Source organism: Neobacillus sp. DFD-2R (genome assembly GCF_057747865.1).
The window spans coordinates 3721917-3740596 of sequence record NZ_CM173228.1 but is presented as its reverse complement, the minus strand read 5'-3'; the positions used below and the strand labels follow the sequence as shown (position 1 = coordinate 3740596).

Sequence of the window (18680 nt, the reverse complement as noted above, 5' to 3'; positions counted from 1 at the left end):
AGCCTCCTCGTCGCTTCGCGGAGGCCACTGAAAAAGGTCTTTTTTATTATTAGACAGTTAAAGGTTTGATTTAATCAAACCTTTAACTGTCTTTTTGCCTTATAATAATGACATTAAATTATGTAGGTGGTATCAAAATGATTTCCAATCAAGACTCTCTCAATTTTAGTCCATATATTGCTATTTATGATCTTGTTGTTCCAAAAGATAATATGCTTCGCCAAATCAATGAACTAGTGGACTTTTCTTTCATTATCGAGGAATTAAAAGCGAAATATTGCCTTAATAACGGCCGAAATGCAGTGTCACCAATTCGTATGTTTAAATATCTATTGCTCAAATCGATTCATGATTTGTCAGATGTAGATGTAGTCGAACGTTCTAAATATGATATGTCGTTTAAGTATTTCCTCGACATGGCACCGGAAGATCCTGTAATTGACCCTAGCTCTTTAACGAAATTCCGTAGGCTCCGTCTCCAAGATGTGGGTTTATTAGATATGCTTATTGGGAAAACAGTTGAGATTGCACTTGAAAAAGAAATCATTAAAAGTAAAACAATTATTATGGATGCCACACATACAAAAGCGCGTTATAACCAAAAGGCACCGAAGGAATTTCTACAAGAGAAATCAAAAAATGTTAGAAAAGCCGTCTATCAAATTGATGAATCAATGAAAGAGAAATTTCCACCGAAAACAACTTCTAACGAAGTAACAGATGAACTAAATTATTGTCGTGAAGTAATTTCTGTGGTTGAATCAGAACCTTAAATCGCTACAATTCCAGCCGTTAAGGAAAAATTAAATATGCTAAAAGAAGTAGTGGAAGATTATACAGAACAACTAAACTTTTCAGCTGATCCAGATGCACGTGTAGGACATAAAACAGCAGACTCCTCCTTTTTTGGCTATAAAACACATATCGCAATGAGTGACGAACGGATAATAACTGCAGCTGTTGTGACAACAGGTGAAAAAAGTGATGGAAAATACATGCAGGAGTTAATTGAAAAAAGCCAAGCCACTGGAATGGAAATTGATACGATCATTGGGGATACAGCCTACTCCGAGAAAAATAATATTCTCTATACAAAAGAGCATGAGCTAACACTGGTTTCAAAGTTACATCCGCATATTACACATGGTACTCGCGCAAAAGAGGATAAGTTTGAATTTAACAAAGATGCAGGAATGTATGTTTGTAAAGCAGGACATATGGCGATTCGAAAAAAATTTGAAGCAAGAAAGGGTCAAGATAAAAACCCTAGGATCAAGTACCTTTTTGACATTAAAAAATGTCAAGTTTGTCCTTTCAGTGAAGGATGTTATAAAGATGGAGCGAAAAGTAAGACCTATTCAGTAACCATCAAATCAACAGAACATCTAGATCAATTTTGTATTTAGATTCTGACAAAATAAAAAATTGCCGAGAAAATACCCCTTTCTCGACAATCTGAGAGACCGAATAGTCTCTTTTTTTAGCTGAATTATTAAAAATTGGATTTCATTATATTATTCAACAATTACCGTACCTTTAAACATCCCCATCCCGCAGCTAAACGTGTATTCACCTGTTTTGTCAGGAGTGAAGGATAAATTTGTTATTCCTACTTTTAGATTGACGTTCTTTATGTTGAATTCCGGCATGGTAAAAGTGGATAAACAACTATTTTCAATTGGATTTTCGATTTCAAGCTGAATAGGCACCCCTTTTTTTACGCGAATAACATTCGGTGTGTATCCCGTTTGGGTTACTTCCAACTTAATTTTGGGAGCACTTTCCTTTGTAACATCAATCTCAGTTTGTGTGGAACTGGGATTACTTGTATTTTGATTTACTTGTGCCTGGGCAGAAGTTGTATTTCCAGGTATTTTTACAATATCGCTGCTGTACAAAAATAAAAACAATGTCACGAGGACGATACCGGCCGATAAAATCGCAAATGGAGAAATGGTCTGTGTATCAAGGTTGAATTTTTCGCTTGTTTCAACTTTAATAAACATAATAACTAGACCAAGAATAATGATAAATAATCCCAGTAAAATTCCAAGCATGATGGCTGGATTTTCAATTTGGAGCATAACGCCGAGCATCGCTCCCATAATGCTGCTCATTAAACCGGCTAGGGCACCGTCCAGAATCGCCATAATGCCGATTGGCTGACCTGCTAAGAATCCGATTATAAAACCAATAATCATACTGAGTCCGCAGGAAAGGAACATATCACCGGAAGTTACCCCGATTACATATCCTAAAAGAAGACCTGCCATCATTGCAACGGCCATAGCAATCATCATTCCTGACATGCAGGCTAATTTATTTTTCTCACGGTTAACAAGGTAAATGGAATAGCCGCTCATAATAACAACAATAGCGATTGTAATAATAGATAAAAAATTCATTTCATGTCTCCTTAATCGTGTTTTTAGGAACAGGATGTGATCAAAAATACTAAACAATATATAGATATTATAAATGGAAAAATTGCATGCCATTGGAAATTTTGGGTTGTTTTTATGAACGTTTCATGAATATTGACGAGAAAGAGGATACAATAAAAAAGACGTTGGGAACGTCCGAATGGGAGAAAAAAAGAAGCGGAGATTTTAATCTTCTGTTTCTTTATTAATCGTATTTTTATAAAGTCTTTTTAATGCTTCATTTTGCATTTTAATGAGTTCAAGCAACATTCTTTTTTCATCTTCCTCTTTAGCTAAATCATTCTTTTCCTCATTTTTCATAGCTTTCACCTCAATTTATTGTTTAATTGATTTTAACTGATTTACAAAAGAGTATAAAGAGGGTAAAACTTTTGGTGATAAAAATTCCTTCATTACATAATATTGACTTTTATTGTCGAGAAATATATAATTTTAAAAAATACATTTGAAACGATGATGAGGATTAGTAAAATGAAGTGGTCTTACCAAGAGAGGAAACCGGCTGGTGGAAGGTTTCTTAAGACGGTCATTTGAACCTGCCTCTGAGTTCTGTATCGGATCTTTTGAAGATACAAGCGGATTAATTCCGTTATCATGGTAAGTGTAAAAGCATAAGCTTTTAAATTTAGGGTGGTACCGCCAGGCCTTGGTCCCTTTTTGGGATTAAGGCCTTTTTATATTTAAAAAAATAATGAGGTGTCAAAAATGGCAAAGGAATTTGTAAAAGATATCACCGCTATGGACGTGGATTTCGCCCAGTGGTATACAGATGTAGTAACGAAAGCAGATTTAATCGATTATTCAAGTGTTCGCGGTTCAATGATCATTCGACCTTACGGGTATGCCCTTTGGGATAACATAAAAAATGAACTAGATCGCCGCATTAAAGAAACCGGGCATGAAAATGTATATATGCCGTTATTTATTCCTGAAAGCTTGCTTCAAAAAGAAAAAGATCATATTGAGGGATTTGCACCTGAAGTGGCATGGGTAACACACGGTGGTTCCGAGGAACTGACAGAAAGATTAGTGGTCCGTCCTACATCAGAAGTGTTGTTTTGCGAGCATTATAAAAATATTATTCACTCATATAGGGATCTTCCAAAATTATATAATCAATGGGCAAATGTAGTTCGTTGGGAAAAAACAACCCGTCCATTTTTAAGAACGTTAGAGTTTTTATGGCAGGAGGGTCATACCGCACACGCAACTGATGAAGACGCTCTTGAAGAGACCATTAAAATGCTCAATGTGTATGCTGCTATTTGTGAAGAGATTCTTGCCATTCCGGTTGTAAAAGGACAAAAAACAGAAAAGGAAAAATTTGCAGGCGCCAAATTAACCTATACAATTGAAAGCTTGATGCATGATGGAAAAGCGTTACAGTCCGGAACTTCCCACCACTTTGGTACCGGCTTTGCCGAAGCGTTTGGAATTCAATATACCGACCAGGAAGGAAAGCTTCAATATGTTCACCAAACATCATGGGGCTTCACTACGAGAATAATCGGTGCTTTAATCATGGTCCACGGTGATGACCGCGGACTTGTCATTCCGCCAAATGCTGCACCAACCCAGGTAATGATTGTGCCAATTGCCCAGCATAAAGAAGGCGTTCTCGATTTTGCCTATGACCTGAAAAAATCACTTTCGAATGTAGCCCGTGTTGATATTGATGCAAGCGATAAAAAGCCTGGCTGGAAATTTAATGAATATGAAATGAAAGGTATTCCGGTTCGCCTTGAAGTGGGGCCAAAGGATATTGAAAACAAACAAGTCGTATTGGTAAGAAGGGATACGTTGGAAAAAGTAATTGTTCCAATGGATCAACTGGAATCAAAGCTTGTTGAATTACTTGATGAAATTCAAGCAAATTTATATACGAAAGCATTAAACCATCGAGAAGAGAGAACATCAGTAGCCAAAACATTTGATGAATTTAAACAAACTCTTGAAGCGAAGTCCGGCTTTATTAAAGCCATGTGGTGCGGAGATTTAGCTTGTGAAGAAAAAATTAAGGAAGAAACCGGGGCATCTTCAAGGTGTATCCCATTCGAACAAGAACAGTTTTCGAACCAATGCGTTTGCTGCGGAAAAGATGCAAAACAGATGGTTTATTGGGCAAAAGCTTACTAAAAATTTCATCTTTAAGGGACTCTTCCGATTTGGGAGGGTCTTTTTTGGAAAATACCCTGGATTTTAAAAATAAAACTAACTAATTATTCTGATTTTTGCAAATGAAAATAAGTGTGATTTGAATCACAAACTCCATGTGTGTTTTTTTATATAATCACTATGTAGATGTTGAAAATGTATAGGGAGTGTTTATGTTGTTAAATCAGAAAACTATTGACATTATTAAATCAACTGTACCGGTATTAGAAAAACACGGGGAAACCATTACTACACGTTTTTACCAATTAATGTTTGGAAACCATCCTGAATTATTGAATGTTTTTAATCACGCAAACCAAAAACAAGGCAGACAGCAAAAAGCGCTTGCGGGAACGGTATACGCTGCAGCGATGTATATTGATAATTTAGAAGCTATTCTTCCGGTAGTAAACCAAATTGCCCACAAACATAGAAGCCTTGGCATCAAACCCGAGCATTATCCGATTGTTGGAAAACACCTTTTACTAGCGATTAAAGATGTATTAGGCGAAGCGGCAACTGATGAAATTATTGATGCATGGGCACAGGCTTATGGCGTAATTGCTGATGCCTTTATCGGTGTTGAAGCCGAAATGTATAAAGATGCAGCTAACCAAAAAGGCGGTTGGGATGGATTCCGCAGCTTTATTGTGGACCGAAAGGTAGTCGAAAGTGATGTCATTACATCCTTCTACTTAAAACCTGTAGATAATAGAGGGATTGCTGAGTTTATTCCAGGTCAGTATATTAGTATTCAACTGGAAATTGAAGGTGAACAATATACACATATTCGCCAATACAGTCTTTCCGATGCAGTAGGCAAGGATTATTACCGTATTAGTGTTAAACGTGAAGCAGGAGCCCAAAGTCCGGACGGTATGGTATCCAATTACCTGCATGATGATGTGAAAGAAGGAGACATTCTTAAAGTGAGTGCACCTGCAGGTGATTTTGTTCTGGATACGAAAAAAGAAACAACGGTTGTACTTTTAAGTGGTGGTGTTGGATTAACCCCAATGATAAGTATGTTAAAAACAGTTGTTGAAATACAGCCGGAACGTAAAGTAACCTTCATACATGCGGCTCAAAATGGCAATGTCCATGCGTTAAGAGAAGAAGTGGAAGAGCTTGCAGTACTTGAAAACGTAAATACCTATTTCTTTTATGATTCACCAACTGAAGAAGACCGTTTAAATCAAAACTTTGACGTTGAAGGCTATGTTACTGATGAATGGCTGAAAGAAAATGTTTCGACTATTGATACCGATTTCTATTTCTGTGGTCCTGTTCCTTTTATGAGAGCAATCCACCGTTCATTAAAAGAATTAGGTATAAATGAAGAAAGAATTCACTTTGAATTCTTTGGTCCTAAAGCATCTATTGAAGCATAAGGTCATCTTTAAAGACCGATTTCCACACTGGGAGTCGGTTTTTTTCTATCTTATAAAGAATATATAAAAACTTCACGATTGAATAAAATTAAAAGGATTACGATAGTTAAGATAAATGGATAAATATCACTACGACAATATACCCTATAAATAGTAATAAAGTCACCGAATAAGTCTTTAACAACATCGTTAAAAGTGCATCGAGGTAGAGAGGTGAAATACATTGCATTATTTAACAGCTTTTATGAATGAATACGGATACCTAGTTTTATTTCTTTCGTTAACTTTAGGGATCATGGCAATACCAATTCCGGTAGAAGCTTTATTGGGTTATGCAGGATTAATGTCATTTCAAGGTAACATTAGTTGGGTTGGCAGTATCCTTTCTGCTGCTGCGGGCTGTACATTGGGGATGATAATTGCTTATGGAATTGGATTCAGGCTTGGTATGCCCTTTTTTGAAAAATATGGATCGCGTTTTCATTTAGGGCCGGAACGTCTGAACTCTACCTCATTGTGGTTTAAAAAATATGGGAACAAGCTGTTAATAGTGGCCTTTTTCATACCGGGAGTCAGACATATCACCGGTTATTTTTCAGGTGTTACCCGATTGCCTATTAAAATTTTTTCTTTGTATTCAAGTATTGGGTCAATAATTTGGGTCTCTACGTTTATTCTATTAGGAAAAATGCTAGGACCTAGGTGGAATGTTTTTCAAGAACTCATCAAAAAATATTTAGTTATTGGAAGTATTATACTTGCAACTGTGCTGATTGTTGTATTTCTATTGAAAAAATATAAGAATGAAATCATACAATTAGGAACAAAATTCGGTAAAAAAATTCTCGGGATTTTCCGATCCCGTGGAAGGGTTGAAATCTTCCTCGGAACTCTTTCACTTGTGACATTGTGCTTTATTATTTTGATGTTTGGTTTCATTCAAGATTATCTTTCACATGAAATTCAGGATTTTGATGAAGTAACCAATCTATTGGTATCAGTTGTATTTAAAGGCCGAGTTGATTTATTGATGCATTTCTTTTTAAACCTTGGAACTGCAGGATTTCTTCTTGGTATTATTTTTTACACACTTATTTGGATTTTATGGAAAGGGAGGGATAAATTGCTTGAACTATCCTTTCTTTTCCTCGCAGTTGGGGGAGGAGAAGTGTATGAAGAGTTGTTAAGGAACATTTTTCACAGACTTTCTCCAAATGAACCTTCTATATTGGAACGTTTTCCATACAGCTTTCCAAGTGAACAATCATTAATGGCATTTGTCATTTATGGATTTTTCTTTTTTATTCTGATGCGTCATAGCAAATACCTCAGAGTACATACAATGTTAATTTTTAGTTGGGTAATTATTCTCTTGTTTATAGGTACAAGCCGATTTTATTTCCATATCCAGGACCCTAGCCAAGTAGCAGCAGGCTATGTTTTTGGCGGTGTTTGGTTGGGTCTTATAACGCTATTACTGGAAATATTCCGTATGTTAACCAAAATGGATGCTCCAAAAAGGAAATCGCATGTTCGAGCTGAATAATAGGAATGTTAAGGGCTAGTTCAATGATTGAACTAGCCTCTTTTTTTTCCCTTAATAATAAATGTTAAGAATTATCGAACCTTTCTTTGCTCACCTTATTTTGTAAACAGGGAAGGTTTGAATCCATTTGTAATTGTGATTAAATGGAAAGAGAGAAAGATGGAAAGGATGAGGTTTTTGAATAAAAAAGTCATACGCTTTATTACTGCTACTGCAGTTCTATTTTGCCTTCTCTGGTTGATAGGGCTCGGTTGGACTGTGAAAGAATATTATGCAGGAAAACCAGAAAAAATACCGCAAAAAACCACTTTATCAACAAAGGTAGAAAATAAAAAAGGATTAACGATTGTTGCTTTAGGTGATTCCTTAACTAGGGGAACGGGAGATGAGACGGGAAAAGGGTATGTCGGTGATTTAATTGATGAAATTAAAACAAAAACAAAGCGTCAGGTTCAACTTACGAATCTTGGCATTAATGGCCAACGCTCAGACCAATTACGTCTGCAGGTGCGCCAAAGCGAAGTCCGGCGGCAAATTCAAAATGCCGATATGGTGCTGGTAACAATTGGTGGAAACGATTTGTTTCGGGGTGGCCAAGGATTAGAAGATTTTCAAACAAGAGACATTCCTGTAATCGAGAAAAAATACTTAGATAATTTAAAAGACGTCTTTCAACAAATTCGTCAGGTAAATGGTAGTGCAACCGTATTTTTCATTGGCTTATATAATCCTTTTATTGATTTAAATCAGGGAAAGGAGCTTTCCAAATTGATCCGCCACTGGAATTATGACAGTGCGGAAATTAGTGCAGAATTCCCGAAAATTGTCTTTGTTCCAACGTTCGATTTGTTTGAATTAAAGATAAACGATTACCTGTATTCAGACAAATTTCATCCAAATACAAAAGGGTATCATTTAATCGCGGAACGAGTTGCCTCATTGCTTACCTGGTAAGGAGAAGGATTAATGGAAAAAATAACTTTATCTGTTCAAAACCTAAAAAAGATTATCGGGAAACGAGAAATTATAAAGGGATTAAGCTTTGAATTAAAAGAAGGAGAAGTATTCGGTTTCCTCGGACCAAATGGTGCAGGGAAAACCACAACCATCCGAATGCTCGTAGGCTTAATTAAGCCTACGTCAGGTACGATTCAGATTTGCGGTTTCAATATTTACGATCATTTTCAGGCCGCGATGAAAAATTTGGGCTGTATCGTAGAAAATCCTGAATTATATCCTTATTTGACAGGCTATGACAACTTGCATCATTTCGCCGGTATGCTCGAAGGAATTGGTGAGGAACGGATTCGCTATGTCACGGAGCTAGTCGGGTTATCAGAAAGAATTCATGATAAAGTAAAAACGTATTCCCTTGGGATGAGGCAGCGTCTCGGGATTGCACAGGCCTTGCTGGGAAAACCAAAAGTACTGATCCTTGATGAACCAACGAATGGATTAGATCCTGCAGGAATTCGTGAGATGCGTCAGTTTATTCGATATCTAGCAGTTGAAGAGGGATTAAGTGTCCTTGTATCAAGTCATTTATTAAGCGAAATTCAGCTTCTATGTGACCGGGTGGCGATTATTTCAAAAGGGACAATCATTCGAATCGATACGGTTCATCAGTTGTTATCCAATCGTGAAAGAGTAGTTTGGCATTTTCAACCATTGGATAAGGGTAAAGAAATCTTAAATTCGTTTACTGCAATTGAAGAAAAAGAGGACGGTAGCATTTTGACGGAATTTGATGAAACGAAAACGGCCGAATGGAATAAACGGCTGGTGGAAGCTGGTGTTTCGGTTACAGAGATGAATCGCAAATTGCCCGCATTAGAAGATTTGTTCCTCGAATTGACCGGGGGTGACACAATTGAATAAACTGATCCAAAATGAAATGATGAAGCTAATAGCCAAAAAACGCCTTTTTGTTATTGCTATCATCATAGGTGTTCTCGTTGTCTTATTTACATATGCGCAGTATAAAACCGTACAAACACAAAGAGAAAAATTAGGTACGAGTGACTGGAGAACGATTTTACAACAGCAAATTATTGATACGCAAAATCGCCTTAGCAGCAGTAGAATGCAGGAAGAGTGGAAAAAGCAGCTGCAAATCACCCTGCAGCAGGAGCAATATTACCTTGATCATGATATTAATCCGTCAGAACCCGGTGCACCAACATTTATAAGAGTATTTTTAGAAAACTCAATTGATTTATTTATCCCTCTAATGGTTATGGTGATCGCAAGTGATTTGGTTTCATCTGAGCACAGTCTCGGTTCAATAAAACTGCTTTTAACGAGACCGGTGAAAAGGTGGAAAGTTCTGTTGAGTAAATATATTACTCTTTGCTTAGCAATTTCATTAATTATAGCGATTGCGGGGATCCTTTCATACATCATTTCAGGAATTGTTTTTGGCTACAAAGGCTGGGGTACACCGATTCTAACAGGATTTAATGTTACGGAAACAGGATTAAATACTTCCGGTGTAAAACTCATTAAGCTGTGGCAGTATTTATTAATGGATTTTGGACTTGTTTGGTTTGTTGCAGTTGTTGTCGGAACGTTATCGTTTATGCTTTCAGTTTTGATTCGAAGTACTGCCGCAGGTATGGGTGTTATGCTCGCGGCTTTAATATCCGGAGCAATTTTAAATAATATGGTATCATCTTGGGAGTCAGCAAAATACTTTTTTATGGTAAATTTGACGTTAACCGACTATATAAGAGGAAATGCACCGCCTATACAAGGAATGACCCTGTCATTTTCATTGATGGTTCTATTTGTTTGGTGGGCTGCTGCTTTATTCGTTTCCTTTTTTGTTTTTACTAAAAAAGATGTGTTCTAAAAAGTTTTGCCACCCATCTTTCTCGATATTTCCCATCTATACTTTCATTTTTAACGGAGAAGATAATAAACGTATCTTCTAAAAAAAGAGGGGGTATGACAAGATGGGCTTCAAAAAAACAAAAATTGCTGTAGCATCGCTTATGTTAGCTTCGTTAACAGCATGTGCCACAAACAAAAACAATGTTGATAATACAGCTACTGGACCTAGAAATGTGTCCACAGGGGATTTAAGAACTCCGGACTATCGTAACGTTTCCTATCGTGATATGAATCGCTTGAACAACGTTTCCTACCGTGATACTAATCGTTTAAATAATCTTAATGTTTCGACAGGTGACGTTGGTACGAGAGATAATTTGAGTCTATACGATGGCGACATTGGGACGAATAGAAACAATACATCAGGCCACTTAGGTTCTATGAATAATCAGAACATTTCTAATGGCAGGGTAAACACCAGAAATGTCTCAAATGACTTTGATTTTTCAACATCAGAAATTACACCGATGAATTATGGGTTTATTACGATTGACCCGAATTCATACAGTACGGCAACACCAAGTCATATGTATCCTCATAGCAAGAGGGTACAGCAGGGTAATTACTGGTATTACACCTTTGGTCCGGCAACTGGACAGACAGGGGCCAAAATGCCACAGCAATCGACCACACCACTAACCGGTCAACAGGCAGCACCTGTCAATCCGGCAGTACCAAAGGCTACGGCACCAGTTCCAAAAGCAACTCAACCTTCGGCACCCGCTGCCCCATCGACAGCCGGGATAAGTCAGATGGCTTTACAGGTGATTGAGCTAACGAATAATGAAAGACGAAAAAATGGTCTGCCGGCATTAAAAGCAGATACCTCTTTAAGTAAAGTGGCACAGGTGAAATCAAACGACATGCAAGCGAAACATTATTTCTCTCATACAAGCCCAACATATGGTTCACCATTTGACATGATGAGAGACTTCGGTGTTACTTATAAATCAGCCGGTGAAAATATTGCAATGGGGCAAACTACCGCCCAGCAAGTAGTAACGGCATGGATGAACAGCGAAGGACATCGAAGAAACATTTTAAGTCCTAACTATACCAATATTGGTGTTGGTTTTACACAAAGTGGAAATTACTGGTCGCAAATGTTTATAGGTAAATGATGTCTTGAGCTATTTCCTAAATTTTTTAGGGAATAGCTCTTTTTTTTCTTGAAGAATTAAATTTGATTGAAAATTATAATTTTTATAAAATAAAAATATAATTAGTTTTTTAAAAAAACGGGGGGATTTAGATGACATTTACTTTTAGAAAAATAGACCATATTCAACTTGCTGCACCAAAGGGATGCGAGGAGGCTGCAAGGGAATTTTTTAGTGGAATCCTAGGGTTAGCGGAAGTTGAGAAGCCTGAGGAATTAAAGAAACGAGGCGGGGTATGGTTTGAATTTAGTACCTTTCAACTTCATATTGGAGTAGAAGATCCGTTTACTCCAGCTAAAAAAGCACATCCTGCTTTTGTGGTTGAAAATCTTGAAGAATTAAAATTACATTTAAAAGAAAAAAATATTGCCTATAAAGAAGATGATAATCTGCCGGGGGCAAACCGAATTTTTTTGGAGGATCCCTTTGGAAATCGTCTAGAATTACTGGAGTGGCTGTAAAAGTAAATGCTCTTAATAAAAATAAGCCCCCTTGCATTATGGAAGAGGGCATTCGCCTTAAAATTGGGGGAATTAAGGCTTGTACTTTTTTGGGATATTCTAATCAATAGGCGGTTAGGGGAGGGGAAAACCAACCGCCCAGGGATTACCGCAATAAATATTTTATTTAAACTAATTTGTGAAAAATTTCACAAATTAATTATACTCTTAGTTTACGACATATAGACTTGCTTCTCAAGTATTTTATAATTTAATTTTTGACAAATTGGTAAATTTTTTTTGAGAAACCGGGCATGATAAATGCGTGTCAGTTAGTTTAACAAAATATTCAAGGTAAAATTTTGAAAGGAGAAATGGAATATGAAAATGAAATTAATGATTTTAGCCTTAGGGTTGTTATTATCAATACCTGGCTTTGCTTCTGCAACGGGTACTACACCGGAACCAAAGGATGGGCATGCTGAAAAAGCTCCTTGCGATTGTCATGATGGAAAAGGTCATCATGATATGCATCGCGATTGGCAGGCAAAAATGGCTGAGAGAGAGCAAAAATTGCTTACATGGGTAGATCAATACACCCCGGAGAAAAAGGTTGAGTGGACGAAAGTATTGGCGGAAAAAAAGGCACTTCAAGCAAAATGGCATAGCCCTGAATTTGCTAAAAAACATGAGGAATGGAAAAAACAAAAATTGGCAAAAATGCAGGAGCTAAAAAAGCTATTTGAGGAAGGCAAATTAACGAAAGAGGAATTTTTTAAAAAGATTCATGGCGATAAAGATTTTGGTCACTGGAAAACTTTCCATGACTTAAAAACAGCAGTTGATTCAGGAGATAAAAAGAAAGCAGCAGAAAATTTAAATCTTCTCTTAGGCCAGTACAAACAACATAACCAAATGATGAAAGAAATGATGAAAAAGTAAATAAAAAACGCCAATTCAAGCAGAATTGGCGTTTTTTTAATACCCTTTAAAATTTTTAACAAAGGTGTAAACAAATAACAGAATTTACCTACTTTAGTACCTTTAAGTGGAGGAAATACTTTTAAGTGAATGCGAAGAGGAGGTAGCTCTAAAAATGTCTGTAACTAAAAGTGACCAAAATACCTGGCATGAGGTACTGGAAAAAGTAAAAGCACTGGATCCGAAAAAATTAGAAATCATTAAAGCCACATTACCAGTCGTGAAAGAACATGGGGAAGCCATTACTAAACATTTTTATAAGCGAATGTTTAAGGAACATCCGGAATTGTTAAATATCTTTAATCAGACTCACCAAATAACAGGCCACCAACCAAAAGCATTAGCTGATGCCGTGTATGGTGCGGCAGCCAATATTGAGGATTTCACCCAAATTATGCCTGTATTAGAGAGAATCGGTGAAAAGCATCGAAGTCTCCAAATTAAACCTGAGCACTATCCGATAGTTGGTGAAAATTTGTTAGCCGCCATTAAAGAAGTGTTAGGGGATGCTGCAACTAGTGAAATCATTGATGCATGGGCAGATGCTTATGGAGTAATTTCTGATGTATTTATTAGAATGGAAGACCGTATGTATAAAACGACCGAGTCAAAACCGGGCGGGTGGGCAGGTTTTCGAGATTTTGTTGTGGATAAAAAGGTAAAAGAAAGTGATGTTATTACATCCTTTTACCTAAAGTCCAAAGATGGTAAGCAAATTGCGGATTTTATTCCAGGTCAATATATTACAGTGAAAATGGATATTGGCAGTGAAAAGTACACTCATTTAAGACAATATAGTTTATCTGACAGCCCGGGTTTGGACTATTATCGTATTAGTGTAAAACGTGAGGATCAGAAGGACGGAGAAATTCCTGCAGGGATTGTATCTTCTTATTTACACTCTGATATAAAGGAAGGAGATATGATTCAGATTACTGCACCTGCAGGCGATTTTTATTTGAATAGGGATTCCGATCTTCCATTAGTTTTGATTAGCGGTGGGGTCGGACTTACTCCAATGATGTGTATGCTTAATACAACTGTTAAAGAAAATCCGGATCGAACGGTTTACTATATTCATGCTGCGGTTAATAGTAAACTGCATGCCTTTAAAAAGCATGTCAATGACCTTGCTGCGAATCATAAAAACGTGAAATCCTTCGTAATTTATGAAAAGCCATTGGAAGAAGATATAGAAATGAAAAACTACGACAAGGATGGATTTATTAATTTGGAGTGGCTTCAAGAGATTTTAGCAACAAAAGAGGCTGATTTCTATTTCTGTGGACCGGAGCCGTTCATGAAAGTGATCAATAAAGCATTAAAACAATGGGGAATTCCGGATGAGAACATCCATTTCGAATTTTTTGGTTCCTTTGGAAGCCTGGAGTAATGGTCAAAACAAAATATCTAAAAAAAGTGCAAGATGAATGAAATTCATCTTGCACTTTTTTTTTACAGGAGAATTATTTTTTTAAGTCGATTTTTTCTTGTTTTGCCTCACTGATATCTTCCTTAATTTCTTGCTTTATATCATCTGCTATACCTTCAGTTGCTTTCTTAAATTCACGAAGTGATTTGCCAAATGCCCGGCCAATTTCAGGGAGTTTATTTGGACCAAAGATCACTAAGGCAACAATGAGAATCAATATTAACCCTGGAAATCCAATATTTGAAAACATAATTTCATCTCCTAGCGATGAGTGTTTATTTCATGGCACATCTATTATAACTTTTTCTCTAAAATTGTTCTAGTTTTTTTCGGCAATGATATTCCTACATATCCCGGAAGAAGGATAGAATAGTAACGGTTCCAACATTTCATACTGTATAATGAACTTGCTAGTCGGAGGAATGCGAATGGTAGAAAAGAATCGTTTTAAAATTCATATTAGCATCTTTGGAATTGTCATTTTAGTATTTATATGGTCGTCAATTAAACCTGCAGAGCCATTTACATGGATATTAGAAGTCACACCGGTTTTTATCGGTCTTCTAATCCTTATTTTTTCCTATCGTAAATTTGCTTTTTCTACATTATCCTATCTTATCATAATGGTTTTAATGATCCTAATGTTGATTGGCGGTCACTATACCTACGAAAGAGTGCCCCTTTTTACTGACATTAAACATTATTTAAATCTAAAAAGAAATGAATATGATCGCGTTGGTCATTTTGCAAAAGGATTTTTCGCTTTGGTAATTCGGGAAATCCTAATTCGGAAGTCATACTTAATGCCTTCTAAGTTGCTTATTTTTCTAATCCTATCTGTAGTTTTAGCCTTAGCAGCCGGCTATGAAATCATTGAGTAGATTGCAGCTGAAATTTTGGGTCAATCAGCAAAGGATTTTCTTGGAACCCAGGGTGACATATGGGACTCTGAATGGGACATGGCTTTGGCGGTTCTTGGAAGTATCCTAAGTTTACTCTTCCTTTCGAAATTACAAAATAAAATGCTAAAATAATTCGGTTGTTAAGGATAACTTAAGATTCGTCTCTTATTCTACTCTAAAGAAATAGTTTAACGTAAGAAAAGGACTGCTACAAACGGGGAGGATATTTAATGAAAAATAATATAAGAAAGTATTTACCGGCGATAGGAATAATCGTAATTGGAATCTTGTTAATAGGCTATTCTTATTTTACGAAGTCAGCTATGCCTCATCAAGGTCCTCCGCCGGGCGGAAGCCGCCCGCTGAAACATGAAGATGAGGGACTTGGAATTTTTAAATTACTAGGTAACATTGCCATTCTTTTAGGAGCATTAAGTTTTTCTTGGTTTTTATTAAAGAAAAAATTAAAAAGTCCAACGAAGTTTATTAAAACGATAGCAAAAAAATCCTACAGCTTTCATACCGTTTTTGGATTTAGTGGATTAATTCTTGTCGCTATTCATGGAGGCTACTATTTGATAACTGATTTTTCTAACCATAACACCTTAACCGGTATTGCTGCTTTTCTAATCATGGCTTGCCTTGGGGCATATGGTTATTACTTTAAGCGCTCAAAAAATAAAGTCCTAAAAAAGATCCACTATGTATTGAGCTATGTCTGGATTATAGCGATATTGATTCATGGCGGAGGCTTTGTGATTGCAACAGCAGCAGGGTTAATATTCTTAATTTTCCTTCTGTCCTATATTGAAAGGAAACCAAAATTAAAATTAAAAGGAACTCTTGAATGAGTTCCTTTTATTTTAGTTTACATTTTCATCTTCTGTATATAAAAGCTGTTCGTTTCTTTGTTTCTTTTTATAAACGATTTTTGATAATAAGACACTAACTTCAAAAATAAGAATCAGGGGAATGGCTACAGAAATATGGGACATTAATTCCGGAGGTGAGATCATTGAAGCAATTATCACCAGAAGTAAATAGGCATATTTTCTAAGCTTAACAATTTTAAATGGATTAACAATCCCTAAAGTTGTTAAAAACATCATCACAAGAGGTAATTCGAAAGCGAATCCAAATGGTAAGGTCATATTAATTAAAAAACTAAAATATTTATCTGCGGTAAAAGAGGTTGTCATTAGATCCTTACCGAGGTTTACAAGAAACCTCATGATATTTGGAAAAATGAAAAAATATCCGAACGCCAATCCGCCGATAAAAAGGAAAAACAACGCCGGAATATAGGCCAGGGTTACTTTTTGTTCTATTGGCTTTAAGGCAGGTTTCACAAATAACCATAATTGCCACGCCGCTACCGGAATCGTCGCAGCTGCCGCAAAAATAGTAGCAATATGAAAATAAATCCAGATGATATCACTTGGTCCTAAAACCATTAGTTTATAACCAAGACCGCCCATAAAATAGTTATATATATCTTTTACATAAATAAGTCCAACTGCAAGGAAGACAATGAAAGCGACTGCAGTAATGATAAGTCTCTTTCTTAGTTCATCCATGTGTTCAATTAAATTAAGTTCTTTTTCAGCCAAGTTGCACACCTCATTGACAACGAATATGAATCCTGTAATGGTACCTTATTGATTATATAACATCTATTGTGTTTCTTCTATGTAAATCTATTGCCTATATATTAACAAATTCGCAAAAACAAGAGAAAAACTATGGTCATACCAAAACAGTATAATAGAATGAACCCTTCAGATTGAATTTAAGAAAAACTTAAGGAAAATTTAAGGGAAGCACTTTAGAATAATAAATCACAGGGAACAGACGGGAAAGCCAACAAAAGAATCTTTGAATAAAACAAAAGTCGTTCGGATTATTTAGCCCGAACGACTTCATCTTTTATTGTATTTCCCTTATAAAAATCTTCTATCGCTTTATCAGTGTAAACCCAGCCTTTCCACCCAATATGGATGGTATCCTTCATGAAATATGGATCATATTCATGATTAGAGAAATCAGCAACCTGAAAGCCTTCAGATTCAATTTGGTTTTTTATCTTTTTATAATAAACCATTCGGCCAGATCTAGGAAAGCCTGTAAAATCATAGAATTTTCCGTTTACTGGAACCGAAATAAATAATGGTTTAGCCCCAGACTGTTTAAGAACATCAAGAACCAGTTGAAAATCTTGATATTCCGGGGAATTTTTATATGTGGCATGAGGTCGATAATTTCTTAAGGAAGGCAGTTTTTTCTTAAATTTATTGTACTGTGAATTGATTACATAAAACTGATTGTTGGTAGCACTTTTAGCGCCCACTTGATCAGCCTGTTTAGCTAATTGATCCCATGATTGATGCTTTACTTGGGGGCTAATCTCCCGGCTGCGCGGCACACCGCCGGCAAAAGTGTAAAAAAGATCCTTTTTTTCTAATAAATTTCGATAGGCAAATGCAAAAGGACGAACCAGGGATGCTTTTTGTTTAGTCCAAGCATCGCTGGAAATCTCAGCTTTATAAAGTGTTGATAAAATTGGATCATCTTTTACAGGTGTAAACAATAATAACCGTTTTATAGCCAGTTTCTTTACTTCCGGATTAACCTTATTGTTAAAAGCGAGATCATAACCTTGTAAAGACGAATAATTCGGGACAAAATGTGATTCATCGGTCCCTCTAGGTTGAAACCATTGAGGGGACAAAACAAATACTATTTTTTTCCCTTTTAGCGAATCAATATGCTCCGAAAAATTCATAAAATGAATCAAGGATTCCGTTCCGCCGCGACCAACAAGAAACGGTGTAAATCCTGCTTTTGTCACCTGAAAATAATTGGAAGGATGAAAACGGTCAAGTCTTGCTAGTTCCGACGAACCATACATCGGTAAGTAATGACTATCTTCAAGCATTTTTTCTTGTACATATTTACCTTGAAACATGAATGGATTTAATTCGGTTGCAGCCTGACTGATTCTGCTTTTTGGAATAAAACTTTCAATCCATTTATTCGGAATAATCGCCAGAATAAAAAGAACGACAAAGGCCATTATTATCGGCGAAAATAAAGGTTTTTTCATTTCATATCAGCCAACTGTAAAGCGATATTATTTGGAGTATTCCATACATCGCGGTCAAACTCGGTAATAGGAACCGTAATGCCAAAGCGTTCTTCTGCTTGAACAAGTAGTTCTACTGTTCCAAAAGAATCTAATAGACCTGAATCAAATAGATCGATATCGGGATTTTCCTTTACTACATCATCCTGGCAAATTTCTGCTAATAAATTGATTACTTCATTTTTAAATTCCATTG

At 36.3% G+C, this 18680-nt stretch carries 16 protein-coding genes, 3 pseudogenes and 1 other annotated feature; of the genes and pseudogenes, 13 read left to right on the top strand and 6 right to left on the bottom strand.

Going from position 1 to position 18680, the window contains the following annotated elements:
* Positions 1-137: 137 nt before the first annotated feature.
* Positions 138-1394, top strand: a pseudogene (locus AC3ANV_RS18690) (IS1182 family transposase); the annotation flags it as partial.
* A gap of 120 nt (positions 1395-1514) precedes the next feature.
* Here the strand turns inward: AC3ANV_RS18690 and AC3ANV_RS18685 are convergent.
* Together AC3ANV_RS18685 and AC3ANV_RS18680 are read right to left on the bottom strand one after the other, a co-directional pair.
* On the bottom strand, positions 1515-2405 hold the full coding sequence (locus tag AC3ANV_RS18685; protein ID WP_488310185.1) for a cupredoxin domain-containing protein: 891 nt from the start codon (positions 2403-2405) through the stop codon (positions 1515-1517).
* Between the two features lie 204 nt (positions 2406-2609).
* Positions 2610-2744, bottom strand: coding sequence for a hypothetical protein (locus AC3ANV_RS18680; protein WP_488310184.1), 135 nt, complete (start codon positions 2742-2744; stop codon positions 2610-2612).
* Positions 2745-2888: 144 nt separating this feature from the next.
* Positions 2889-3102 (top strand) — a binding site (T-box leader).
* 47 nt (positions 3103-3149) lie between these two features.
* On the opposite strand from AC3ANV_RS18680, the gene proS reads away from it, so the two are divergent.
* The 10 genes and pseudogenes from proS (at position 3150) to hmpA (AC3ANV_RS18630) (ending at position 14401) form a co-directional block, all read left to right on the top strand.
* Positions 3150-4580 carry a proline--tRNA ligase gene (gene proS / locus AC3ANV_RS18675; RefSeq protein ID WP_488310183.1) on the top strand — a complete coding sequence of 477 codons (1431 nt, stop codon included), beginning with the start codon at positions 3150-3152 and terminating at the stop codon, positions 4578-4580.
* A gap of 194 nt (positions 4581-4774) precedes the next feature.
* Positions 4775-5989, top strand: a complete 1215-nt coding sequence (gene hmpA / locus AC3ANV_RS18670; protein WP_488314272.1) for an NO-inducible flavohemoprotein — start codon at positions 4775-4777, stop codon at positions 5987-5989.
* Between the two features lie 223 nt (positions 5990-6212).
* Positions 6213-7535 carry a VTT domain-containing protein gene (locus AC3ANV_RS18665; protein ID WP_488310182.1) on the top strand — a complete coding sequence of 441 codons (1323 nt, stop codon included), beginning with the start codon at positions 6213-6215 and terminating at the stop codon, positions 7533-7535.
* Positions 7536-7712: 177 nt separating this feature from the next.
* Entirely contained in the window at positions 7713-8489 is a 777-nt protein-coding gene (locus AC3ANV_RS18660) for an SGNH/GDSL hydrolase family protein (RefSeq protein ID WP_488310181.1), read from the top strand.
* A 12-nt stretch (positions 8490-8501) separates the two neighbouring features.
* Entirely contained in the window at positions 8502-9413 is a 912-nt protein-coding gene (locus AC3ANV_RS18655; protein WP_488310180.1) for an ABC transporter ATP-binding protein, read from the top strand.
* Positions 9406-10386, top strand: a complete 981-nt coding sequence (locus AC3ANV_RS18650; protein ID WP_488310179.1) for an ABC transporter permease — start codon at positions 9406-9408, stop codon at positions 10384-10386. The genes AC3ANV_RS18655 and AC3ANV_RS18650 overlap by 8 nt, the downstream gene beginning before the upstream one ends.
* A gap of 775 nt (positions 10387-11161) precedes the next feature.
* Positions 11162-11548, top strand: a pseudogene (locus AC3ANV_RS18645) (CAP domain-containing protein); the annotation flags it as partial.
* Positions 11549-11679: 131 nt separating this feature from the next.
* A complete protein-coding gene (locus AC3ANV_RS18640; protein ID WP_488310178.1) occupies positions 11680-12048 on the top strand; it encodes a VOC family protein in 369 nt (122 codons plus the stop codon).
* A 360-nt stretch (positions 12049-12408) separates the two neighbouring features.
* Positions 12409-12969, top strand: coding sequence for a hypothetical protein (locus AC3ANV_RS18635; protein ID WP_488310177.1), 561 nt, complete (start codon positions 12409-12411; stop codon positions 12967-12969).
* Positions 12970-13123: 154 nt separating this feature from the next.
* Entirely contained in the window at positions 13124-14401 is a 1278-nt protein-coding gene (gene hmpA / locus AC3ANV_RS18630; protein WP_488310176.1) for an NO-inducible flavohemoprotein, read from the top strand.
* A 73-nt stretch (positions 14402-14474) separates the two neighbouring features.
* On the opposite strand, the gene AC3ANV_RS18625 is transcribed toward hmpA (AC3ANV_RS18630), so the two are convergent.
* Entirely contained in the window at positions 14475-14690 is a 216-nt protein-coding gene (locus tag AC3ANV_RS18625; RefSeq protein WP_307408863.1) for a twin-arginine translocase TatA/TatE family subunit, read from the bottom strand.
* 178 nt (positions 14691-14868) lie between these two features.
* Between AC3ANV_RS18625 and AC3ANV_RS18620 the strand changes: the two are divergent.
* Both AC3ANV_RS18620 and AC3ANV_RS18615 read left to right on the top strand, forming a co-directional pair.
* Positions 14869-15474 (top strand): annotated as a pseudogene (locus AC3ANV_RS18620) (DUF2238 domain-containing protein).
* Between the two features lie 98 nt (positions 15475-15572).
* The gene (locus AC3ANV_RS18615; RefSeq protein WP_488310175.1) at positions 15573-16193 is read left to right on the top strand and encodes a hypothetical protein; all 621 of its coding nucleotides are present in this window, start codon (positions 15573-15575) and stop codon (positions 16191-16193) included.
* Between the two features lie 12 nt (positions 16194-16205).
* On the opposite strand, the gene tatC is transcribed toward AC3ANV_RS18615, so the two are convergent.
* From tatC to dltC, 3 genes are all read right to left on the bottom strand, one after another.
* Positions 16206-16952 carry a twin-arginine translocase subunit TatC gene (gene tatC, locus AC3ANV_RS18610; RefSeq protein WP_488310174.1) on the bottom strand — a complete coding sequence of 249 codons (747 nt, stop codon included), beginning with the start codon at positions 16950-16952 and terminating at the stop codon, positions 16206-16208.
* A 290-nt stretch (positions 16953-17242) separates the two neighbouring features.
* Entirely contained in the window at positions 17243-18445 is a 1203-nt protein-coding gene (gene dltD / locus AC3ANV_RS18605; RefSeq protein ID WP_488310173.1) for a D-alanyl-lipoteichoic acid biosynthesis protein DltD, read from the bottom strand.
* The gene (dltC, locus tag AC3ANV_RS18600; RefSeq protein WP_488310172.1) at positions 18442-18678 is read right to left on the bottom strand and encodes a D-alanine--poly(phosphoribitol) ligase subunit 2; all 237 of its coding nucleotides are present in this window, start codon (positions 18676-18678) and stop codon (positions 18442-18444) included. Before dltC ends, dltD begins: the two co-directional genes overlap by 4 nt.
* Positions 18679-18680: the final 2 nt, after the last annotated feature.

Bases quoted from the DNA above. Each gene is read 5' to 3' on its own strand.
- AC3ANV_RS18685 (WP_488310185.1), bottom strand. From the start codon at position 2,405: ATGAATTTTTTATCTATTATTACAATCGCTATTGTTGTTATTATGAGC.
- AC3ANV_RS18680 (WP_488310184.1), bottom strand. From the start codon at position 2,744: ATGAAAAATGAGGAAAAGAATGATTTAGCTAAAGAGGAAGATGAAAAA.
- proS (WP_488310183.1), top strand. From the start codon at position 3,150: ATGGCAAAGGAATTTGTAAAAGATATCACCGCTATGGACGTGGATTTC.
- AC3ANV_RS18655 (WP_488310180.1), top strand. From the start codon at position 8,502: ATGGAAAAAATAACTTTATCTGTTCAAAACCTAAAAAAGATTATCGGG.
- AC3ANV_RS18640 (WP_488310178.1), top strand. From the start codon at position 11,680: ATGACATTTACTTTTAGAAAAATAGACCATATTCAACTTGCTGCACCA.
- AC3ANV_RS18635 (WP_488310177.1), top strand. From the start codon at position 12,409: ATGAAAATGAAATTAATGATTTTAGCCTTAGGGTTGTTATTATCAATA.
- hmpA (WP_488310176.1), top strand. From the start codon at position 13,124: ATGTCTGTAACTAAAAGTGACCAAAATACCTGGCATGAGGTACTGGAA.
- AC3ANV_RS18625 (WP_307408863.1), bottom strand. From the start codon at position 14,690: ATGTTTTCAAATATTGGATTTCCAGGGTTAATATTGATTCTCATTGTT.
- AC3ANV_RS18615 (WP_488310175.1), top strand. From the start codon at position 15,573: ATGAAAAATAATATAAGAAAGTATTTACCGGCGATAGGAATAATCGTA.
- dltD (WP_488310173.1), bottom strand. From the start codon at position 18,445: ATGAAAAAACCTTTATTTTCGCCGATAATAATGGCCTTTGTCGTTCTT.
- dltC (WP_488310172.1), bottom strand. From the start codon at position 18,678: ATGGAATTTAAAAATGAAGTAATCAATTTATTAGCAGAAATTTGCCAG.